Source organism: Corallococcus sp. 4LFB, from assembly GCF_046520365.1.
GTDB lineage: Bacteria > Myxococcota > Myxococcia > Myxococcales > Myxococcaceae > Corallococcus > Corallococcus caeni.
Window position 1 is genome coordinate 1 of the sequence record NZ_JBKGHJ010000021.1, and the last position, 20,345, is coordinate 20,345.

General features: G+C 70.9%; 16 protein-coding genes and 1 pseudogene. 11 read left to right on the plus strand and 6 right to left on the minus strand.

Going from position 1 to position 20,345, the window contains the following annotated elements:
* The first annotated feature begins 194 nt into the window (after window positions 1–194).
* From dps to ACLEQD_RS04275, 8 genes and pseudogenes are all read left to right on the plus strand, one after another.
* Entirely contained in the window at window positions 195–758 is a 564-nt protein-coding gene (gene dps, locus ACLEQD_RS04240) for a DNA starvation/stationary phase protection protein Dps (RefSeq protein WP_410381996.1), read from the plus strand.
* 95 nt (window positions 759–853) lie between these two features.
* A complete protein-coding gene (locus tag ACLEQD_RS04245; protein WP_410381997.1) occupies window positions 854–1,726 on the plus strand; it encodes an SDR family oxidoreductase in 873 nt (290 codons plus the stop codon).
* Window positions 1,723–2,340 (plus strand): glutathione S-transferase family protein, encoded by a 618-nt coding sequence (locus ACLEQD_RS04250; protein ID WP_410381998.1) that lies wholly within the window; start codon window positions 1,723–1,725, stop codon window positions 2,338–2,340. Before ACLEQD_RS04245 ends, ACLEQD_RS04250 begins: the two co-directional genes overlap by 4 nt.
* An 18-nt stretch (window positions 2,341–2,358) precedes the next feature.
* Window positions 2,359–3,826: pseudogene (locus ACLEQD_RS04255) on the plus strand (protein adenylyltransferase SelO).
* A 92-nt stretch (window positions 3,827–3,918) separates the two neighbouring features.
* Entirely contained in the window at window positions 3,919–4,419 is a 501-nt protein-coding gene (locus ACLEQD_RS04260; RefSeq protein WP_410381999.1) for a hypothetical protein, read from the plus strand.
* A gap of 90 nt (window positions 4,420–4,509) precedes the next feature.
* Window positions 4,510–5,049: an inorganic diphosphatase gene (locus ACLEQD_RS04265; RefSeq protein WP_410382000.1), complete on the plus strand. Its 540-nt coding sequence runs from the start codon at window positions 4,510–4,512 to the stop codon at window positions 5,047–5,049.
* A gap of 95 nt (window positions 5,050–5,144) precedes the next feature.
* A complete protein-coding gene (locus ACLEQD_RS04270) occupies window positions 5,145–5,942 on the plus strand; it encodes a CHAD domain-containing protein (protein ID WP_410382001.1) in 798 nt (265 codons plus the stop codon).
* Window positions 5,943–6,267: 325 nt separating this feature from the next.
* A complete protein-coding gene (locus ACLEQD_RS04275) occupies window positions 6,268–7,158 on the plus strand; it encodes an RNA polymerase factor sigma-32 (RefSeq protein WP_410382002.1) in 891 nt (296 codons plus the stop codon).
* Between the two features lie 101 nt (window positions 7,159–7,259).
* On the opposite strand, the gene ACLEQD_RS04280 is transcribed toward ACLEQD_RS04275, so the two are convergent.
* Window positions 7,260–7,565: a hypothetical protein gene (locus ACLEQD_RS04280; protein WP_410382003.1), complete on the minus strand. Its 306-nt coding sequence runs from the start codon at window positions 7,563–7,565 to the stop codon at window positions 7,260–7,262.
* 7 nt (window positions 7,566–7,572) lie between these two features.
* On the opposite strand from ACLEQD_RS04280, the gene ACLEQD_RS04285 reads away from it, so the two are divergent.
* Both ACLEQD_RS04285 and ACLEQD_RS04290 read left to right on the plus strand, forming a co-directional pair.
* Window positions 7,573–8,151, plus strand: coding sequence for a hypothetical protein (locus ACLEQD_RS04285; RefSeq protein WP_410382004.1), 579 nt, complete (start codon window positions 7,573–7,575; stop codon window positions 8,149–8,151).
* Between the two features lie 135 nt (window positions 8,152–8,286).
* Window positions 8,287–9,543 (plus strand): Hsp70 family protein, encoded by a 1,257-nt coding sequence (locus ACLEQD_RS04290; RefSeq protein ID WP_410382005.1) that lies wholly within the window; start codon window positions 8,287–8,289, stop codon window positions 9,541–9,543.
* A 129-nt stretch (window positions 9,544–9,672) separates the two neighbouring features.
* Here ACLEQD_RS04290 and ACLEQD_RS04295 read toward each other — a convergent pair whose 3' ends face one another.
* The 5 genes from ACLEQD_RS04295 to ACLEQD_RS04315 all read right to left on the minus strand — a co-directional run bounded on the left by ACLEQD_RS04295 (window position 9,673) and on the right by ACLEQD_RS04315 (window position 17,994).
* On the minus strand, window positions 9,673–10,566 hold the full coding sequence (locus ACLEQD_RS04295) for a hypothetical protein (protein ID WP_410382006.1): 894 nt from the start codon (window positions 10,564–10,566) through the stop codon (window positions 9,673–9,675).
* 4 nt (window positions 10,567–10,570) lie between these two features.
* Entirely contained in the window at window positions 10,571–13,192 is a 2,622-nt protein-coding gene (locus tag ACLEQD_RS04300; RefSeq protein WP_410382007.1) for a TonB family protein, read from the minus strand.
* Between the two features lie 30 nt (window positions 13,193–13,222).
* Window positions 13,223–14,035, minus strand: a complete 813-nt coding sequence (locus tag ACLEQD_RS04305) for an OmpA family protein (RefSeq protein ID WP_410382008.1) — start codon at window positions 14,033–14,035, stop codon at window positions 13,223–13,225.
* Between the two features lie 117 nt (window positions 14,036–14,152).
* A complete protein-coding gene (locus tag ACLEQD_RS04310) occupies window positions 14,153–14,749 on the minus strand; it encodes a chalcone isomerase family protein (protein WP_410382009.1) in 597 nt (198 codons plus the stop codon).
* Window positions 14,750–14,961: 212 nt separating this feature from the next.
* Window positions 14,962–17,994 carry an ATP-binding protein gene (locus ACLEQD_RS04315; protein WP_410382010.1) on the minus strand — a complete coding sequence of 1,011 codons (3,033 nt, stop codon included), beginning with the start codon at window positions 17,992–17,994 and terminating at the stop codon, window positions 14,962–14,964.
* Window positions 17,995–18,161: 167 nt separating this feature from the next.
* Here ACLEQD_RS04315 and ACLEQD_RS04320 point away from each other — a divergent pair, with 167 nt between their 5' ends.
* A complete protein-coding gene (locus tag ACLEQD_RS04320) occupies window positions 18,162–20,339 on the plus strand; it encodes a molybdopterin oxidoreductase family protein (RefSeq protein ID WP_410382011.1) in 2,178 nt (725 codons plus the stop codon).
* Window positions 20,340–20,345: the final 6 nt, after the last annotated feature.

Genomic DNA, 20,345 nt, shown 5'->3' on the forward strand with positions numbered 1-20,345 from the left:
TGACCGCCCCCGACGCGGGCTGAACCTCCGAGCCGCGGGGCAGCCCGGCCGCCTGCCCTTCGAGCCGGCCGTGCGGCCAGGCGGCGCGCGCCGCGCCGTGGCCAAGGGCCCCGTGCATCCCACCCCTGTGGGAAGCGCCGAGACGTCATGCCGACGGCCTGCCGCGCGCACACCACCCACGAGGGATCCGGACCATGTACACGACCAGCCACGTGAACCTTCCCCAGGACGCGCGCGAAGAGCTCATCGACATGCTCAACACGCTGCTCGCCAACGCCATCGACCTGCACTGGCAGGTGAAGCAGGCGCACTGGAACATCCGGGGCACGCACTTCTACAGCCGGCACCTGCTCTTCGACGAAGTGGCCAAGCATGCGCGCAAGCACGCGGACTCCTACGCGGAGCGCGCGGGCGCGCTGGGCGGCTACGCCCAGGGCACCATCCGCCTGGCCACCAACAACAGCCAGCTGCCCGAATACGACCTGCAGGCCGTGGACGGCGAGGCCCACATCCGCGCGCTCGTCGAGCGCGTGGGCCGCTACGCCGCCAGCCTCCGCGACGGCATCACCAAGTCCGAGGACGCGAGCGACCCCGTCACCGCCGACATCCTCACCCAGACCCTGGGGGAGACGGAGGAGGACCTCTGGTTCCTGGAGAGCCACCTCAACGGCGACGCGCGCGCGGGGATGACCCTCCCCACCAAGGGCGGCAACCGCCGGGGCCGCCCCGCCGAGGACATCAGCCAGGTCACCACCTGATGCAGGACAACTCCCCCTCCCCGGGCAGGTTCTCCTGCGCGGGGAAGGCGTGGAGCGTATAGAACGCGTCCCCGGATTCCAGGAGGACGCGGCGCATGGCAGAGCTTCGGGAAGACCGTCTGGACGGAAAGGTGTGCCTCATCACCGGGGCCACCGGCGGCATTGGCCAGGAGACGGCGAAGGCGCTGGCCAGGCGCGGCGCCACGCTGGTGCTGTCCGGCAGGGATGAGGCCCGCACGGCGGCCGCGGTCGCCGCGGTGCGCGAGGCCGCCCCCGGTGCCCAGGTCGAGTCGCTGCTCGCGGACCTGTCCTCCCTCCAGTCCGTGCGCGACCTGGCCCGGGCGTTCAAGGCCCGCCACTCGCGGCTGGACGTGCTCCTCAACAACGCGGGCCTCATCATCGACCGGCGCGAGGTGACGGTGGACGGCTACGAGGCCACGTTCGCCACGAACCACCTGTCCCACTTCCTCCTCACGCACCTCTTGCGCGACCTGCTGGTGGCGAGCGGACCGGCGCGCATCATCAACGTGTCCTCCGAAGGCCACCGCCTGGCGCGCGAGGACTTCCTGGAGGATCCGCAGACGGAGCGGCGCCGCTACGAGGGCATCCGCGTCTACGGCAACGCCAAGCTCTCCAACATCCTCTTCTCGCGCGGGCTGACGAAGCGGCTGGCCGGCACGCAGGTGACGGCGAACGCGCTGCACCCCGGCGTGGTGGCCACGGGCTTCGGCCACAACAGCCAGGGCTTCTTCAAGCACCTCATCAAGCTGGCCTCGCCCTTCATGCTCTCCCCGGAGAAGGGCGCGCGGACGTCGGTCTACCTGGCGTCGTCGCCGGAGGTGGCGGGCGTGAGCGGCGAGTACTTCATCAAATGCCGCAAGGCGAAGCCGTCGTCCGCCGCCCGGGACGACGCGCTCGCGGAGCGGCTCTGGCAGGTGAGCGAACAGCTCACGGGAGTGAAGGCATGATCGACCTGTACACGTTCAAGACCCCCAACGGCCGCAAGGCCTCCATCGCCCTGGAGGAGCTGGGCATCCCGTACAAGACGCACGCGGTGGACATCACGAAGGGTGACCAGTTCAAGCCCGAGCTCCTGGCCATCAACCCCAACAACAAGATTCCGGCCATCGTGGACCACGACGCGCCGGGAGGCCGGCCCCTGGCCCTCTTCGAGTCCGGCGCCATCCTGCTGTACCTGGCGGAGAAGACGGGCTCGCTGATGCCCACCGACCCGCGCGGCAAGGCGGAGGTGACGCAGTGGCTGATGTTCCAGATGGGCGGCCTGGGGCCCATGCTCGGCCAGCTCAACCACTTCGGGCACTTCGCCTCCACCAAGGTCCCGTATGCCATTGACCGCTTCCAGACGGAGGCCAGGCGCCTCCTGGGCGTGGTGGACCGGCAGCTGGCGTCGCGGGACTACCTGGCCACCACGTACTCCATCGCGGACATCGCCACGTACCCGTGGCTGAAGACCGCGAAGGACTTCTTCCCGGACCTCTTCAACGACACGCACAACATCACCCAGTACCTGCACCGCGTGGGCAGCCGTCCCGCGGTCCAGCGGGGCATGCAGATCCCCTGACGTTTGTTCCTCCAGACCATGGCCTCGCTCGAACAGCTCGTCTTCGACAACACCTACGCCCGCCTGCCCCCCGGGTTCGCCGCCCGGGTGGCCCCCGCGCCCTTCCCGGACGCGCGCGTCCGTGAGCGTGAACCCGGCGGCGCTGCGGCTGCTGGGGTTGGACGCGGAAGAGGCCGCGCGCCCGGAGTTCGCGCGCGTGTTCGGCGGAGCCACGCCGCTGCCCGGCATGGAGCCGCTGGCCATGGTCTACGCGGGGCACCAGTTCGGCGTGTACGTGCCGCGCCTGGGGGACGGCCGCGCGCTGCTCCTGGGCGAGGTGCGCGCCCCGGACGGCGGCAGGTGGGACCTGCACTTGAAGGGCGGCGGGCCCACGCCCTTCTCGCGCGGCGGTGACGGACGCGCGGTGCTGCGCTCCACCGTGCGCGAGTACCTGGCCGGCGAGGCCCTGCACGCGCTGGGCATCCCCACCACCCGCGCGCTGTGCATCCTGGGCAGCCAGACGCCGGTGTACCGCGAGGACGTGGAGACCGGCGCCATGCTGGTGCGCCTGGCCCCGTCGCACGTGCGCTTCGGCACCTTCGAGTACTTCCACCACACCGAGCAGCCGGGCCACGTGGCCACGCTCGCGGACCACGTCATCGCCGGGCACCTCCCCCAGCTCGCGGGCCAGGAGGGGAGGCACGCGCGCTTCTTCGCGGAGGTGATGGAGCGCACCGCGCAGCTCGTCGCGCGGTGGCAGGCGGTGGGCTTCGCGCACGGCGTGATGAACACCGACAACATGTCCGTCCTGGGGCTCACGCTGGACTACGGGCCCTACGGGTTCCTGGACGACTTCGACCCCGGCTTCATCTGCAACCACTCCGACCCGCAGGGCCGCTACGCGTTCGACCAGCAGCCGCGCGTCGCGCTGTGGAACCTGGCCTGCCTGGGTGAAGCGCTGCTCACGCTCATCACCGAGGACGAAGCGCGCGCCACGCTGGCCCTCTTCCAGCCCACGTTCGCCCGCCACTTCCTCGCGCGCATGCGGGAGAAGCTGGGCCTGACCCAAGCGCGCGACGAGGACCGCGAGCTGGTGCAGGACCTGTTCGCGCTGATGGCCGGCTCGCACGTGGACTACACGCGCTTCTTCCGCGCGCTGAACCGGTTCGACTCCAGCGAGGGCGCGCGCAACGACGCCCTGCGCGACCACTTCCTGCCGCCGGAGGGCTTCGACGCGTGGGCCGCGCGCTACCGCGAGCGGCTGGAGTCGGAGGGGAGCGTGGACGGCGAGCGCCACGCGCGCCTGGACCGCGTCAACCCGAAGTACGTCCTGCGCAACTGGGTGGCGCAGCAGGCCATCGCCCGCGCGCAGGAGGGGGACTTCGCGGAGGTGGACCGCGTGCTCGCGCTGGTGTCCGCGCCCTTCGACGAGCACCCCGGCCAGGAGGCCTACGCGGAAGCTCCGCCCACGTGGGGACGGCACCTGGTGGTGAGCTGCAGCTCCTGACGCGCGGGAACACCGGAGCCCCCGGCAGGCGGGCAGGCGGGCAGGCGCACGCGGGAAGGAATCCCGGGGACGCGGTGCCTAGCTTGGAAGGCATGATCGAACCGCTCGCTCCGCCCCGCATCGTGTTCCGTGCCCTGGGTCCCGGCCTCGTCGGCGCCGCCGCGCTGACGCTGGTGCACGAGAGCGCCCGCCGCGTGTTGAAGCACCCGCCGCGCATGGACGTGCTGGGCATGCGCTCCCTGGAGAAGGGCATCCGCTTCTTCGGCGGCGAGCCCGCGAAGGGGCGCCGGCTGCACCGCCAGACGCTGGCGGGGGACCTCCTGTCCAACGGCCTCTTCTTCTCGCTGGTGGCGCTGGGACGTCCCAGGCGTCCCTACCTGCGCGGCGCGGCGCTGGGCCTGCTCGCGGGCCTGGGCGCGGTGGTGCTGCCCCCGAAGCTGGGGCTGGGCCGGGCCCCCTCCCAGGCCCGTCCGTCCACGTCCCTGCTCACCGTGGCCTGGTACACGCTGGGGGGCCTGGCCGCGGCCCGCGCCACGCGCAAGCTGGTCGCGCGCCGTCAGCCGGAGCTGCCCCTGGGCCGGCCCCTGCATTGACCGACGCACGCCGCGCCAGGGTTGGCGAGTGAAACTCCCGGCCCGGTGGCACTTGCCGCGGGAGGAAGGGCGACCCCAGCCTGAGGGTCCATGGCCACCGACTTCACCCGCCTGCCGCTGCGCGGCGAACAGGATGCGTTGCACGTCGTCGTCGAGTCGCCCCGCGGTTCGACGGTGAAGCTCAAATACGACCCGAAGCTCCAGGCCTTCACGCTGTCCCGGCCGCTCACCCGCGGCTTCCGCTACCCGTTCGACTGGGGCTTCATCCCCAGCACGAAGGGCCCGGACGGGGATCCGCTGGACGCGCTGGTGTACTGGGACGTGCCCACCTGGCCCGGGGTGGTGCTGCCCTGCCGCGCGCTGGGCGTGCTCCAGGTGGACCAGAAGAAGCGGGACGCGAAGAGCGGCGAGCGCGAGCGCAATGACCGCGTGCTGCTCGTGCCGGTGAACGCCGCCCGCTCGGACCACCTCCATTCCTATCAGGACCTGTCCCAGCGCGAGCGCGAGGAGCTGGAGCACTTCTTCCTCGCGGTGGTGCACTTCGCGGACAAGGACGCGCGCGTCCTCGGCTGGGACGGCCCGGACGCCGCCGAGCGCATGGTCCAGCAGTACGCCCTGAAGGAGGACTGACGCGCCATGCCCCCTCCCACTCCCATCCGGGGCCTGGGCCCCGACACCGCGCTGGGCGACGCCGCCCGCCGCATCCTCGCCGGCCGGCTCGCGACGTGCGCCACCCGGAGAGCCAGCTGGACGCAGAGCTGGACGAGGACGGCGTGCACGACATGCGCGTGGCCACCCGCCGCCTGCGCGCCGCGCTCCAGGTGTTCCAGGCCACCGGCAAGCTCACCCGGCTGGAGGCGGACGTGAAGCGCCTCCAGGACGCGCTGGGCGGCGTGCGCGACCTGCACGTCCAGGACCAGTGGCTGGACACCGCCGCGAAGGGGAAGAAGGACGCGGGCAAGGCGCTGGCCGGCCTGCGCCAGTCCCACCTGTCCGGCCTGAAGGCCAAGGAGAAGGCGCTGCGCGCGGAGCTGGAGCGCTGGACGGAGCGCACCGTGCCGCGCCTGCTGAAGAAGCTGGACTCGCTGGAGGACCCCCACCGCTTCGCCGGCAAGCGCGTGCGAAGCCACCTGCGCCAGCGCCTGCGCCGCGTGGAGAAGCGCCTGGAGCGCTACGCGGACGCGCCCGACGCCGCGTCCGCGCACGCCCTGCGCAAGGACCTGAAGAAGCTGCGCTACGAATTGGAGATCTTCCAGCCCGCCTTCCGCCGCACCGTGGGCGCGCTGCTGGAGGTCCTGGTGCCCCTGCAAGACGGCCTGGGAGAGCTGCACGACGCGGACGTGCGCCTGGAGCTCTTCGAGCGCGCCGCCGCGGAGGCCCCGCCCGGCCAGCGCAAGGCCGCGCGCAAGCTGCTGCCCCAGGCCCGGGACGAGCGCGCGGAGCGCTCCGCGCAGATCGCCCGCGAGGTGCAGCGCTGGCACGCGGAGGCCATCCCCAAGCGGCTGCGCAAGGCGCTGACCTGACGCGACCGCTCGTTTCCGCACACCCGCCGCCCCGCTCCCCTGGTGTGGGGGCCGGGGCGTGCCTACATCCCTGCTGGATGTGATCCGCCCTGTGCCCGGGTCGGAGGCCAGGCAACCCTCCCTTCAGGGCACCCGGAAGAAGTGACGAAACCCCCCGCTGTAAAAACTGCCGGGTTCCGCCCTAAGCATTGAAGCTCTTTCGCGCAAGTCACTGGAATCATTGAGGTTGCCTGTCGGCTGGCATTGGCCCGTGCGTTGCTAAAGGTCTCCCCGTCGCAGCAAACGGCGGTCACACACCCCGCCCTCTTCCCCGAGAGAGACCCCCATGCAGGCTTCCAACTCCTTCTCTTCCGCTGACTCGCTCTCCACGTACCTCTCGGAGATCAACCAGTACCCGCTGCTCAACCCGCAGGACGAGCAGTCGCTGTCGCGCGCCTTCCGCGCGGGTGACCTGTCCGCGGGCCACCGGCTGGTGACGAGCAACCTGCGCTTCGTGGTGAAGGTCGCCTACGAGTACCGCTCCTACGGCCTGAAGATGTCCGACCTCATCCAGGAGGCGAACATCGGTCTGATGAAGGCGGTGCAGAAGTTCGACCCGGAGAAGGGCATCCGCCTCATCTCCTACGCGGTGTGGTGGATCCGCGCGTACATCCAGAACTACGTGCTGCGCAACTGGAGCCTGGTGAAGCTGGGCACGACGCAGGCGCAGCGCCGGCTGTTCTTCAGCTTGGCCCGCACGCGCCGCGAGCTGGAGAAGCTGGGCGCCGGCGAGGGCGGCCACATCGTCAACGCGGATGAGATCGCCAAGAAGCTGAACGTGAAGCCCACGGAAGTGCGTGAGATGGAGCAGCGCATGGGCGGCCGGGACCTGTCCCTGGACGCGCCGGTGGGCGAGGACGGCGACGCCACGCACCTGGACTTCGTGGAGTCGGAGGCCGCCTCCCACGCGGACGAGGTCGCCGACCGGCAGCAGGCGGGCCTCACCCGCACGCTGGTGCAGCGCGCGCTGATGCGCCTGGATCCGCGCGAGCGCTTCATCATCGAGCAGCGCGTGATGAGCGACTCCGAGATGACCCTGAGCGAGCTGGGCGAGCACTTCGGCTTCTCCCGCGAGCGCGCCCGCCAGCTGGAGATCCGCGCCAAGGACAAGCTGAAGGCGGAGCTGGCGAACCTGATGGCCGAGGCCGGTCTGGACCAGGCCGAGCTGGCCGCGTAACGCGCAAGCCAAAGCCTTCAAGGCTGCGACACTTCACGGCCCCGGACCCTCGCGTTGGGAAGCGCGAAGGCACGGGGCCGTGGCATGTCCGGCGTCTTTCTCTACCGCGGCATGCCGGGCGAGGACTCGCCGCTCTCCGGCGCGGCGGGCGTGGCCGGCTGCGCGCGGGACGTGGCTTCGATGCGCAGGGCCTGCGGCTCGCCGCTGCTCGCGTCGGTGCGGTAGGAGGCCTGGACCTGCGCGCCCTCCTGGATGTCCGCCGCGCTCGCGGCCCGGCCGTCCACCTGCACCTGCGTGCTGGGGCCCACCTTCAGGCGCAGCCGGGGTTCGCCGGCCTGGCTCACCAGCACCTCCTGGTCGCTCGCGCTCAGCACGTCCCCGGAGATCTGCTGCTCCTGCTGCTGCACGGCCTGCGTGTCCTGCGCGGGGGCGGCCTGGGTGTTCCGCGCGATGGCGGCCTGCTGCGTGGCGGCGTTCTGGTCCGCGGCCTGCTGCTGCTGGGCGCTCTGCTGGGCGAGGCGCTGGTTCGCGGCGGCGCTCGTCGCGGGAGACCTTCTGCTGCTGGGCGGCGAAGTCCTGCTGCGCCTGGCGCTGGGCCTGCAGCGCGCGGGCCTGGGCCTGCTGGGCCACGGACTGGGCCTGCTGGGTGCGCGCCTGCGCCTGCTGCTGGCTGGCCTGGGCCTCCTGGGCCTCCTTCTGGGCCTTGGCCTGGGCCTCCTGGAGCTCCTGCTGCTTGCGCCGCACGTCCTCCTGGGCGCTGGCGGCCTCGCGCTGCTCGCTGGAGGCCTCCTTCTGCGCGTCGCGCGCGTCGTCGAAGGCCTTCTCCGACCGGGCCTGGGCCTGCTCCACCCTGCGTTCGGGCGTGTTCCGCGCCGTGTCCTGGCGAGAGCGGTCCTGGTCCTGGCAGGCGGTGGTGCCCACCAGCAGCGCGGTGAATCCGGCACCCAGCCATGCTGCGCGCGATTTCATGGAGTTCTCCTGTCAAAGGGATGACAGGGCAAAGATGGCGAGCGCCCGTGGAGCGCCAACCCATGGCGCCGCGAGCGCCCGCCCGTCCGCCCGCCTTGCGGCAGGCGCTCACTTTGGGGCTACCGCGTCCGGAGGAATGGCGATAAGGGGCGCCCCCCCATGCGCGCCTGCGGACTCGACTTCGGAACCAGCAACACCGCCCTGGCCCTGCCGGACGGCACCGTGTTGCCGCTGCAGCCCCACACCCCGGAGCCCCGGCTGTTCCGCTCCGTGCTCTTCTTCGCGGAGGACGAGCGGGAGGTCTTCACGGGCGCGGACGCCATCCAGCGCTACCTGGAGGACAACAACGGCCGGTTCATCCAGTCCGTGAAGTCCTTCCTGCACAGCTCGTCCTTCCGGGCGACGCAGGTGAAGGGGCGCACGTTCACCATCGAGGACCTGGTGGCCATCCTCCTGCGCCGCGTGCGCGAGGCGGCCGGGGCGCACCTGGGCGAGGCGCCGGACGCGGTGGTGCTGGGACGGCCCGCGGTCTTCACGCCGGATGCGGAGGCGGACGCGCTGGCGGAGAAGCGCCTGCGCAAGGCGGCGGAGCTGGCGGGCTTCACGCACGTGCAGTTCCTGATTGAGCCCATCGCGGCGGCGCTCGCGTACGAGGCGCGGCTCCAGAAGGACGAGCTGGTGCTGGTGGCGGACTTCGGCGCCGGCACGACGGACCTGACGTTGATGCGGCTGGGCCCGTCGCGGCGGGGGAACCTGGACCGGCGGCCGGACGTGGTGGGCTCCACGGGTGTGCGCATCGGCGGTGACCGCTTCGACGCGGAGATCATGCGGCACAAGCTGTTGCCGCGCTTCGGGGCGGGGTCCACGTACAAGGTGAAGGGCTTCAGCCACAAGCGTCTGCCCATTCCGCAGCACGTGCTGGCGAAGCTGCTCAACTGGCACGAGATGTCCTTCATCCGGGAGAAGTCCACGCAGGAGCTGCTGGAGGTGATGCTCGACACGAGCGACCACCCGGCGGAGATTCAAGCGCTCTACGACCTGGTGATGGACAACCTGGGCTACCGGCTGTTCCGGTCCATTGAAGCGGCGAAGGTGAAGCTGTCCAGCGAGGCGCTGGCGACCATCGACTTCGACGAGGCGCGCATCCACCTGCACGAGCCGATGACGCGCGGGGAGTTCGAGACGGCGAGCCGGACGTTGCTGGATGAACTGTCGCAGTGCACGGAGGGGCTGTTGGCGAAGTACCCGGAGGCCAGGGACATTGACGCGGTCTTCCTGACGGGAGGTTCGTCGCAGATTCCGGCGGTGCGGGAGCTGTACGTGAAGCGCTTCGGAGAGGAGCGCGTGCGCACGGCGGACGCCTTCACCTCCGTGGCGGAGGGCCTGGGCCGCGCGTCCGCGTGGCTGACGGGGTGAAGCCGGCTACGGGGCTCCGCCGTCAGGCGTCAGCCCCTTCAGGACTCCCGCACCCACGGGCGCCTTGCCTACGCAAGCAACCCACGAGGAGCAACGCGCTCCCCAGCACTGCGATGAAGGCCCGAGCCCTCAGGGCCCCACGTCCACCGTGCGCGTCGTCCAGTCCGTGCCGCCGCGGCCGTCCCGGGCCACCACCCAGACGGTGATTCGCTCGGGGGTCGCGGCCGTCGTGTACGTCGTCGTCGGGTCTCCGGGCTTGCCGTCCACCGGCTCCAGCGAACGGAACGCGCCCACCTCGCCCTCGCCCGTCGCGAACCAGCTGTAGAAGACCTGCTCCGTCTTCGTCCCGGCCTCCGTGGAATAGACCTCCTCGCTGCCCTCCCCCAGCACCGGCGTGAACGTCACCTCCGTGTCCAGCGGCAGCGGCCCCACCAGCGGCGCGTCGTTCCACAGCACGTCCTGCATCACCGGGTTCTGGTTGGGCGCGTCCGTCGAACGCAGCGTGATGCGCCGCACACCCCGCTCCACGCCCTCCGGCGTCCCGCTGCCGTCCGTCGCCTCGTAGCCCACGAACAGCGGCAGCCCCACCCGCAGCGCCTCCTGCACCGCCGGGTCGTTGAAGTCGAACGTGCCGCCGTCCCCGCCACCCGTGTTGCCCGTGGCCTTCTGGAACGACTCGATGAGCAGCGCCTGCACCGCCGGGTCGCTCAACGACAGCACGCCGTTCGGCAGCGCCACCCCGCTGTCCCCCGGACACGCCGTGTCCCCGTAGGGGTTCACGTCCGCCCGGCACAGCGCGTACGTCACCGTCACCGGCCGCGCGTCCGGCGTCACCGCCAGCGCCGTGAACGTCACCGGCGGCGGCAGCGTGGAGGCGTTCGGGTCCAACGCCAGCTCCGGCGGCTCCGCCTTGATGGCCAGCACCCGCACGCTGCGAATCTCACTCTGGGCATCGAAGTCCGCGCCACCGCACGCGCTCAACCCCAGCAAGGCAATGGCACACAGGAGGATGGGAGTGCGCATGGCGTCAGAAGGCTCCCTTCAGGCCGAGCACGGGCAGGATGGGCAGGCCCTTGAAGAACTCGCGCTCTGAATAGTTGTAGTTGTAGGCCACGCCTTCAACCGACTGGTTGTTGTAGGCGTTCGTCAGGTCCAGGTAGACGTCCAGGTTCCACGTGTCGAAGACGATGTTCTTGTCCACGCGGATGTCCAGCTGGTTGAACGACGGCAGCCGCTGCGAATTGACCAGGCCGTAGTACGGGATGAACACGTCCGTCGTGTCGTCGCGCCTGGCGCCCTGCACCGGCGTCGTCGGGTTGCCGGACGCGAAGCGGAACCGCGCGCCCACCTCCCAGCCCTTTGGCAGCTTGTAGCTGGCGATGGCCGTCAGCACGTGCGTCTGGTCGTTGTCGAACAGGCGCCAGCGCGCCCCCGGCGCGTCCCGGCGCTCGCTGCGGCTGAGCGTGTATGAAATCCAGCCGAACAGCCGGTCCGTCAGCGCGCGGCGCACCAGCAGCTCGAAGCCATAGATGCGCCCCACGCCGCCGTTCTTCAGGTTCTCCGGCACCGACTCGCCGTCGCGCTCGACGCGCGCGTTCGAGCGCACGATGAGGTCGTCCAGGTCGTTGTAGAAGACCTCCGTCCCCACGAACCACTCCGGCCGCGCCTGCCACTCCGCGCCCACGCTGTACTGGAGCGACCGCTTCGCTCCCAGGTCCGGGTTGCCGAACCCCGGCGACGGCTCATCCTGCACCGGCGGGCTGTGGTAGACGCCCGCGCCGCCCTTCAGCGTCAGCGTCTCCGTGAGCGCATAGCGCACCGCGAGCCGCGGGTTCACCGAGCGCTTCACCTCCTGCTGGTCCGTGAAGACGTAGCTCTCCGTGCGCACGCCCGGCACCACCAGCAGGTCCTTGATGGGCCGCCACCGCACCTCCGCCCAGGCGGACGGGTAGTACTGGGTGAACTTCCCGTCGATGTTGATGAGGTCCTCCGCCACCAGCGGCGACGGCGGCTCGCCCTCGCGCGGCGGCTGCTGGATGCTGGCCGTCACCTTCGCCAGGTTCGTCACCACGTCCAGGCCGCCCGCCACCGTCACGCTGTCGTTGAACGCGTACTCCACCGTGGGCCGCAGATACAGGTCCGTGGACGCGATGCGCAGCCCGCGCTCGCCAATCTGGAAGTCCAGGATCGTGTTGCCAACGAGCCCGTGCGTGTCGAGCGTCAGCTTGCCCTCGCGGAACTGGTGCCGCAGGCGCAGCTGGTTGAAGCCCGTCGTCACGTCCAGGCTGCCGTTGACGGACGGGTCGCCATCCGCCGGCTGGTCCAACAGCAGCGCCAGCCGGTCGCGCGACGTCAGGCCCTGCAGCGTGAAGGTGTTGCGGCTGTTCGGCTTCCACACCAGCTTCGCCTGCGCGTCGTAGTAGCGCGGCGCCACCTGGAGGCTGTCGTCGTCGAACGGCACCGCCTTGAGCACCAGGTCGATGTACGAGCGCCGGCCGCCAATGGCGAAGCTCAGCGTGTCCGTGATGGGGCCTTCAATCACCGCGTTGGATTCAATGAGGCTGATGCCCACCGTGGCGTGGTAGCGGTCCGTCCGGGGCTCGCGGCTGCGCACGTTGATGACGCCGCCGGTGATGTCGCCGTAGTACGCGGAGAAGTTGCCGGGCAGGTAGTCCACCGCCTCCAGCAGGTCCGAGTTGTACACGGAGGTGAGGCCACCGAAGTGGTACAGGATGGGGATGCGCAGGCCGTCCAGGAAGACGCCGGACTCCTGGGGGCTGGTGCCTCGGATGACCAGCGCGCCGCCGTTGAACGCGGGCCGCGCCACGCCCGGCAGGTTCTGCACCACCTTGAGCGTGTCACCCTGCGTGCCCGGGATGCGCTGCACCTCCGCCACCGTGATGGTGGTGCGCGTCACCTCCTTGCGCTCGCGGTCGCTCCTCACCACCGTCTCGTACTGGCTGAAGACGCGCCGCTGCACGTAGTACGTGGCCTGCGTGAGCTTGCCCTCTTCGATGGTCTCCTGCGTCCTGAAGCGGTCGTAGTTGCCCAGCACCACGACGACCGGGTGCGTGCCTGCGGGGACGCCCCGGAAGGAGAAGCGCCCCTCGCTGTCCGTGACGGCGGAGCGGTCCAGCTCCGTGAGCACCACCTCCGCGCCCACCAGCGGCTTGCGCGTGCCGCGCTCCAGCGCCTGGCCGCTGAAGTTCACCGGGCCCTGCGGCTCCTGGACGCCGCCGTCCGCGGACGGGGCCTCCGGGGGCGGCTCCGGCGCGCGGAAGACGAACTGGTAGGCGTACTGGATGCGCACCGGCGCGGGGACGTTGTCCACCTCCGCGGGCTCGAACTGGAACTGCTTCACCGCCTCCACCGCGGCCTCGTCGAAGCCGTGGCCCGCGGGCTGGGTGATTTCGACGTTCGTGACGGCGCCCGTCTCCGAGATGTCGATGAACATCACCACCGTGCCCTCGAGCTGCTGGGCGGCGGCGTCCGGCGGGTAGGTGGCTTCCACCTGGCGCAGGAGGGCGGGCGGCTTCGTCAGCACGCCGGTGGGAGCGCCGGCATCGCCGGCGAGGGTTCCTGCGTCCGGAGCCTGTGCCACGGCCCCGGTCGCAAGCAATACACAGATGACGCAGAGGAGCGTTCTCATGAAGGGTGCGCGGGTCTCCCGCGCCCCCTCCTAACGTCCCCCGAGGCTCGGGGCGAGCACGATTTCGATGCGCCGGTTCTGGCTCTTGTGCTCCGGCGAGTCGTTGGGCACGAGCGGCTGGTACTGCCCGTAGCCCGCCGCGGACAGCATCGTCGGGTCCACGCCCGAGTCCTGGAGCGACCGCACCACCGCCATCGCGCGCGCCAGGCTCAGCTCCCAGTTGGTGGGGAACTGTCCACCGCCGGTGGGCACGTCGTCCGTGTGGCCCTCCACGCGCACGATGCGGCCCTTCACCGTCTTGAGCGCGTCGGCGATCTTCACGAGCGCCTCCTGGCCTTCCTTGCCCACGCGCGCGGAGCCGGACGCGAAGAGGATCTTGTCCTTGAGCTGCACGGTCATCCGGCCCTTCAGCTCCGACAGCTCAATCTTGCCGTCGGAGATCTCCTGCTTGAGCGACTGGGCCAGGTTCTCGTACTCGGAGCTCTTCTTCTCCAGCTCCTCCTTCGCCTGCGCGAGCTTCTTGGCGTTGCGCCCCAGCTCCTCGTTGAGCGCGGCCAGCTGCGCGTTCTTCTCCTCCAGGGCGCGGCGCTCGGCCGCGGCGCCGGTGAGGCGGTTCTCGGAGGCGTCCAGGCGCGTCTGCAGGGCGGTCTTCTCCTGCTCCAGCGCGGCCTGCTTCTCCTCCAGCTCCTTGATCTTCGCCTCGGCCGCCGCGCGGGCCGCCTTCTCATCCGTGAGGTTCTTCGTCAGCCCCTCGGCCTCCAGGGCCTTCTCGTTGAACTTCCCCTGCGAGACGCAGCCCGTGGAGAGGGCGACGAGGGCAGCCAGAACCAGACGTGTCCGCATAGGTGCGATTCCTCCTGACAAGCATGTTGGTGGGTCTGAGAGTACCGCGCTCAGACCCGCCGCCTAGGAGAAACGCGCATCCAATTTGAGGCCAAACTTCCCCGCCGGACGAGCGGCCTACTTGGGGAAGATGGGGTGGGTGTCCAGCCAGGAGCTGAAGAGGGCGTCCGCGAAGGGCTTGCCCGGGATGTGGACGCCGCCGGACGCGCCGCCGGAGACGTGGAGGCCGGAGCCGGGCAGGTAGGTGAGGACCAGGTCGTCGCCCTTGCGCACGTCATGGAGGGAGGACAGGAGCTTCTCCAGGGACTGGCTGAGGGCGTCCTCGCGCATGGCCGGGTTCTGGCGCAGGCCTTCTCGGAAGCTGCCCACGAGCTGGTCCTTGGTGATGGTGCGCAGGAAGCGGAAGTGCAGGCGTTTCAGGCTGTTGGACGCCACGGCCTCCTTGAAGCAGGAGGGCTCCTCCTCCATGTAGAGGCTCCAGACGTAGATGCTGAAGAAGAGCTTCTTCTTCAGCTCCATGTGGGTGAGCGCCAGCGTGCGCCCCTCCACCTGGAGGGAGTCCGGCATGTTGACCCCGCCCGCCTGTCCCGCATGGGCGGCAGCGCCCACGAGCAGGAGCATCCCCAGCGCGAACCCTCGCGCCCCCGTCTTCCACGCCGTCCCCGTCATCGCCTTCCCCTTCACCCCTGAGTCGGTGATCGCAACGGTGCGCATGCTCTAGAAAACCGCCACCGGCCGCGATCATTGGTTTGTGCACCATTGGACGGCAACGAACGCCCCAAGGCAAGGCTGTTGGGGGCGCAAACGACTCCCCGGTTGGCGGGTGGACGGGACGCATGGCGCGGGGCGTCGCCGGGCCCGGGAGGTGGGCCTACTCCGGAGAGGTTGGCCGCGGAGCCGCGCTCATCCCCCCAGGATGCTTCGGCTCATCCCAGGACTCCCGGGAGCGTCAGGACGCCGGGAGCCTGCGTGTGCGCGGCGCTCCGGGGCAGCACCACCACGAAGCACGCGCCTCCGTCTGGCGGCCCCTCCACGGAGATCCTGCCGCCGTGCGCCGCGATGATCTGCTTGGAGATGAAGAGGCCCAGGCCCAGCCCTCCCGCGTGGCGCGAAGCGATGCCCCGCTCGAACCGGTCGAAGATGCTGTCCCGCTGTGACTCCGGAACCCCGGGGCCGTGGTCCCGCACCTCCAGGCGCACCAGGTCGTTCCGCGCATCCAATCGCACCGCCAGCGGCCCTCCCGGCGCGTACCGCATGGCGTTGGTGATGAGGTTCGTCAACACCTGCTCCAGCCGTCGCAGGTCCGCCGCCCACACCAGCTTTGGCGGGGCCTCCAGCGTCGCCAGACACCCCGTCTGGACAAGCTGCCCGGACAGCCGCTCCAACACGTCCGACGCGAGCTGCGTCAGGTCCACCTCCTGCACGGCGAGCTCGAACGTGCCCGTCCGGATGCGGGCCACGTCCAGCAGGTCCTCCACCAGGCGCGTCAGCCGGTCCACCTGCACCAGGGACACCTTCAGCGCCCGCGCCAGCCGCTCCGGGTTCGGAGCGCGCCCCTCCACCACGGGCTTCACGTGCCGCTCCGCCATCTGCAATTGCAGCAGCAGCGACGTGATGGGCGTCTTCAGCTCATGCGAGGCAATGGAGAGGAACTCGTCGCGCGCGCCGAGCAGCGCCTCCAACCCCCGTTGGTGCCGCGCCTGCTGCTCCGCGTGCGCGTCCTGCTCCGCCGCCCGCAGCCGCATGGCCGCCATGGTGAGCTGCGTCCGCACGCGGGCCAGCAGCTCCCTCGCCGCGAACGGCTTCGTCAGGTAGTCGTCCGCGCCCAGCTCCAGCCCGCTCGCCGTGGCCTCTTCCCCCGCGCGCGCGGACAGCAGGATGACCGGCAGCGTGCGCAGCGCTTCGTCCGCGCGCAGCTGCTTCACCAACTGGATGCCGTCCAGCACCGGCATCATCACGTCCGACAGCACCAGGTCCGGCCGCGACTCGCGCGCCGAGCGGAGCGCCTCCGCCCCATTCGCCACCACCGTCACGTCGTAGCGTTGCGACAGGAGGCGGCGCACGTAGTCGCGCATGTCCGCGTTGTCGTCCGCGAGCAGGACACGCGGCCGAGGTCCGGGCTCCACCTTCGAAGCCGGTGTGGCGGACAGCGCGGCAGCCCCGGGCAACGGCTCCTCCACGCGGTCCACCGACCAGCGCAACGCCTCCTCCACGAACGCCTCGACGCGCACGGGGTTGGCCGGGGGTCGCTCCGCTTCCTTCGACGCGGCCACCCCCGCCCGGTGCGCGTTGCCGAACGGAACCCGGACACAGAAGGTGGCCCCCTGCCCCTCCACGCTCTCCACCTCCACCGAACCGCCGTGGAGCTTCGCCAGGTCGTGCACGAGCGCGAGCCCGATGCCGCTGCCCTCGTGCGTGCGCCCCCGGGCCTCCTGCACCCGGTGGAAGCGCTGGAACACCTTGCCCAGCTCCGCCTCCGGGATGCCGATGCCCGTGTCCCGCACCGTCAGCCGCGCGAAGCCTCCCTCCCGCTTCAGCTCGACGCGGATCTCCCCCGCGTGCGTGAACTTGAACGCGTTCGACACCAGGTTGAGGACGATCTTCTCCCACATCTCCCGGTCCACGAAGACCGGCGCGTCCAGCGGCTCCGCGTCCACCACCAGCCGCATGTCCGCGCGCTCGATGGCGGAGCGGAACGCGCTCGCCACGTCGCGGGTGAGGGCGGACAGGTCCGTGGGCTCGACGTGGGCCTGGGCGCGGCTCGCCTCGATGCGGGAGAAGTCGAGCAGCGCGTTCACCAGCTTGAGCAGCCGCAAGGCATTGCGGTGCACGACCTTCAGTTCGCCGTGCGCGGACTCCGGCAGCGCGCCCCGCAGGCCCGCCAGCAGGTCCTCCAGCGGCCCCAGCATCAGCGTGAGCGGCGTGCGGAACTCGTGGCTCACGTTGCTGAAGAAGGCCGTCTTCGCCTGGTCAATCTCCGACAGCGCCTCCGCCCGGCGCCGCTCCGCCTCGTAGGCCCGCGCGTTCCCGAGCGCCGCGCACACCGCGCCGCTCAGCATCTCCACGAAGGCGCGGTAGGAACCGTCGAGCGGAAGCCGCTGGCTCACCCCGATGACCAGGTACCCGAGCGGCGCGTCCACGCCCGCCACGCGCACCGGCAGCACGAACGACGACTTCAGGGGCTCCGGGTACGGCCCCGCGACGACCGGTCCGAACCGGGCCTCCAGGTCCGCGACCTGCTCCACCCGGCCGCTCTCCGACGCGCGCGCCAGCGGCCACGTGCCGTCGTCCGGGGTGTCCGTGAGGCGGATGACGTCCGGCGCGAACGGCGCACCCGCGGGCGCCCCGCATTGGCCCTGGAGCCGGGCCTTGGTGCCGTCGGGCGAGGTCACGTAGAGCAGCGCGAGGGGCAGGTCGAAGGCGTACTCGCCCAGCGTCGCGAGGAGCAGGCTGCACGCCTCGTCGAACACCAGCGCCTGCCCCGCGCTGTCGGCGATGTCCCGCAGGGCCCGCGTCCGCCGCTCGGCGAGCATCGTGGCCGTCGTCTCCGTCACCGGGTGGAAGAGGCCCACCACCTTGCCGGACTCGTCGCGGATGGGGCTCAGCGAGAAGGTGAAGAACGTCTCCTCCGGGTAGCCGTTGCGCTCGAGGAACATCCGCTGGTTCTCGAGGTACGACGTCTCCCCGGAGAGCGCCCGCTCGAAAGGTTCGCCGACCGCCGGCCAGGCGGAGGCCCAGGTGACCCGGTAGCTCTCCCCCATCGCGCGCGGGTGCGCCGCGCCGCACGCCACGCGGTAGCCCGCGTTGTAGATCTGGTTGTGACCCTCGCCCCAGATGATGTTGATGGGGAAGTTCGACGCGAGGCACAGGCTCACCGTCGTGCGCAGGCTCTGCGGCCAGGACTCGATGGGCCCCAGGGGAGACTTCGACCAATCGAGTGAGGCGATGAGGGCGGCCATCTCGCCCCCGCCTGCAAGCCATTCGAGCTTCCCGGGGAGCGGCGCCATCGTCAGGAGATAAGTACCCCGGTACGAGCCATCAAGGCGAACGACGGATTCCCGGGCGGTTGGACCGTCCGTCACCTGACGGTCCCCCACGCAGGGAAGCCGGCGTAGTCTCCCCGCCCATGAGCGCTTCCGCCCCGCCCCAGGTCCACCTCCGCACCTGCAATCTGTGTGAAGCCATGTGCGGCGTGCGCATCGAAGTGGCGGACGGGCGCATCACGTCCATCAAGGGGGACGCGGAGGACCCCTTCAGCCGGGGCCACATCTGTCCCAAGGCCGTGGCGCTGCGCGACCTGCACGAGGACCCGGACCGGCTGCGCCACCCCCTGAAGCGCACCGCCTCCGGCTGGGAGCGCGTGTCCTGGGAGGACGCGCTCCGCGACATCAGCCAGCGGCTCCATGACCTCCAGAAGGAGCACGGGCCGAACGCCGTGGGCGCGTACCTGGGCAACCCCAACGTGCACAACCTGGGCGCGATGATGTTCGGGCCCATGCTGCTCCGCGCGCTGCGCTCCCGGAACCGGTTCTCCGCGACGTCTGTTGATCAGCTCCCCCACCAGCTCGCGGCCCACCTCATGTTCGGCCACCAGCTGCTGGTGCCCATCCCGGACATCGACCGCACGCGGTACATGCTCGTGCTGGGCGCGAACCCGCTCGCGTCCAATGGCAGCCTGATGACGACGCCGGACGTGCGCGCCCGGCTGCGCGCCATCCAGGAGCGCGGCGGCAAGGTCGTGGTCATCGACCCGCGCCGCACGGAGACGGCTGCCATTGCCGACCAGCATGTCTTCATCCGGCCCGGCACCGACGCGCTCGCCCTCTTCTCCCTGCTGCACGTCGTCCTGGACGGGGACGCGCACCGCATGGGCCGGCTGGCGGCGTTCGTTGACGGGCTGGACACCGTGGTGCCGCTCGTCCGGGACTTCCCTCCGGAGCGCACGGCCCCGCACACAGGCATCGCGCCGGACGTGCTCCGCGGCATCGCGCGGGACTTCCTCGCCGCGGACGGGGCCGTCTGCTACGGGCGCGTCGGGGTGTCCACGCAGCCGTTCGGCTCGCTCTGCCAATGGCTCATCAACGTCCTCAACATCGTCACCGGGAACCTGGACCGGGAGGGCGGCGCCCTCTTCACCCTGCCCGCCTTCGACCTCATCGGCGGGCCTCGCGCGTTCGGCGTCAGCCCGGGCAGCCATGGCCGTTTCAAGAGCCGCGTCCGCGGTCTTCCGGAGTTCTCCGGAGAGCTGCCCGTCGCGGCGCTCGCGGAGGAGATCCTCACCCCGGGCGAGGGCCGCATCCGCGCGCTCATCACCGTGGCCGGCAACCCCGTGCTGTCCACGCCCAATGGCATACAGCTGGACACCGCGCTGGGACAGCTGGACTTCATGGTGAGCGTGGATCCGTACCTCAACGAGACCACCCGCCACGCGCACTACCTCCTGCCGCCCGCGTCCCTGCTGGAGCGCGGGCACTACGACCTGGTCTTCCACGCGCTCGCGGTGCGCAACACGGCGAAGTACTCGCCGCCGGTGTTCCCCGCCGGGCCTGACTCACGGCAGGACTGGGAGATCCTCCTGGAGCTCCAGCACCGGCTGGAGACCCTGCGCAAGGGGCGGAGCGTCCGCGCGCTGCTCCAGCACCAGGCCCTCAAGCGGCTGGGGCCGGAGCGCATCCTCGACCTGGGCCTTCGCATGGGGCCCTATGGCACACGCTTCCATCCGCTCAAGCAGCACGGCCTGTCGCTCGCGAAGCTGCGCGCCGCGCCGCATGGCATCGACCTGGGCCCGTTGAAGCCCAGCCTGCCCGGCCGGCTCCGCAATCGCGCCAAGCGCATCCGGCTGGCGCCGGAGCTGCTCGTCGCGGACGTGGCCCGGCTCCGCGCCGCGTTCCCGGATGACGCCGCGCCCCGCGAGGGCGAGCTGCTGCTCATCGGCCGGCGGCACCTGCGCGACAACAACTCCTGGATGCACAACGTGCCGGGGCTGGTGAAGGGCCGCCCCCGCTGCACGCTGATGATCCACCCGGACGACGCCGCCCGCCTGGGCCTCGCCGAGGGCGCCAGCGCCACCGTCCGCTCACGCGTGGGCGAAGTCACGGTGCCCGTCGCCGTCACCCCCGACGTGATGCCCGGCGTCGTCAGCCTGCCGCATGGCTACGGCCACCAGCGTCCAGGCATCCGCCTCCAGGTGGCCGGCGCGCACGCGGGCGCCAGCATCAACGACCTGACGGATGATCAAGCGCTGGACGCCGTCAGCGGCAACGCGGCCTTCAGCGGGACGCCGGTCCAGGTGCGACCGGCCTGAGCCCGT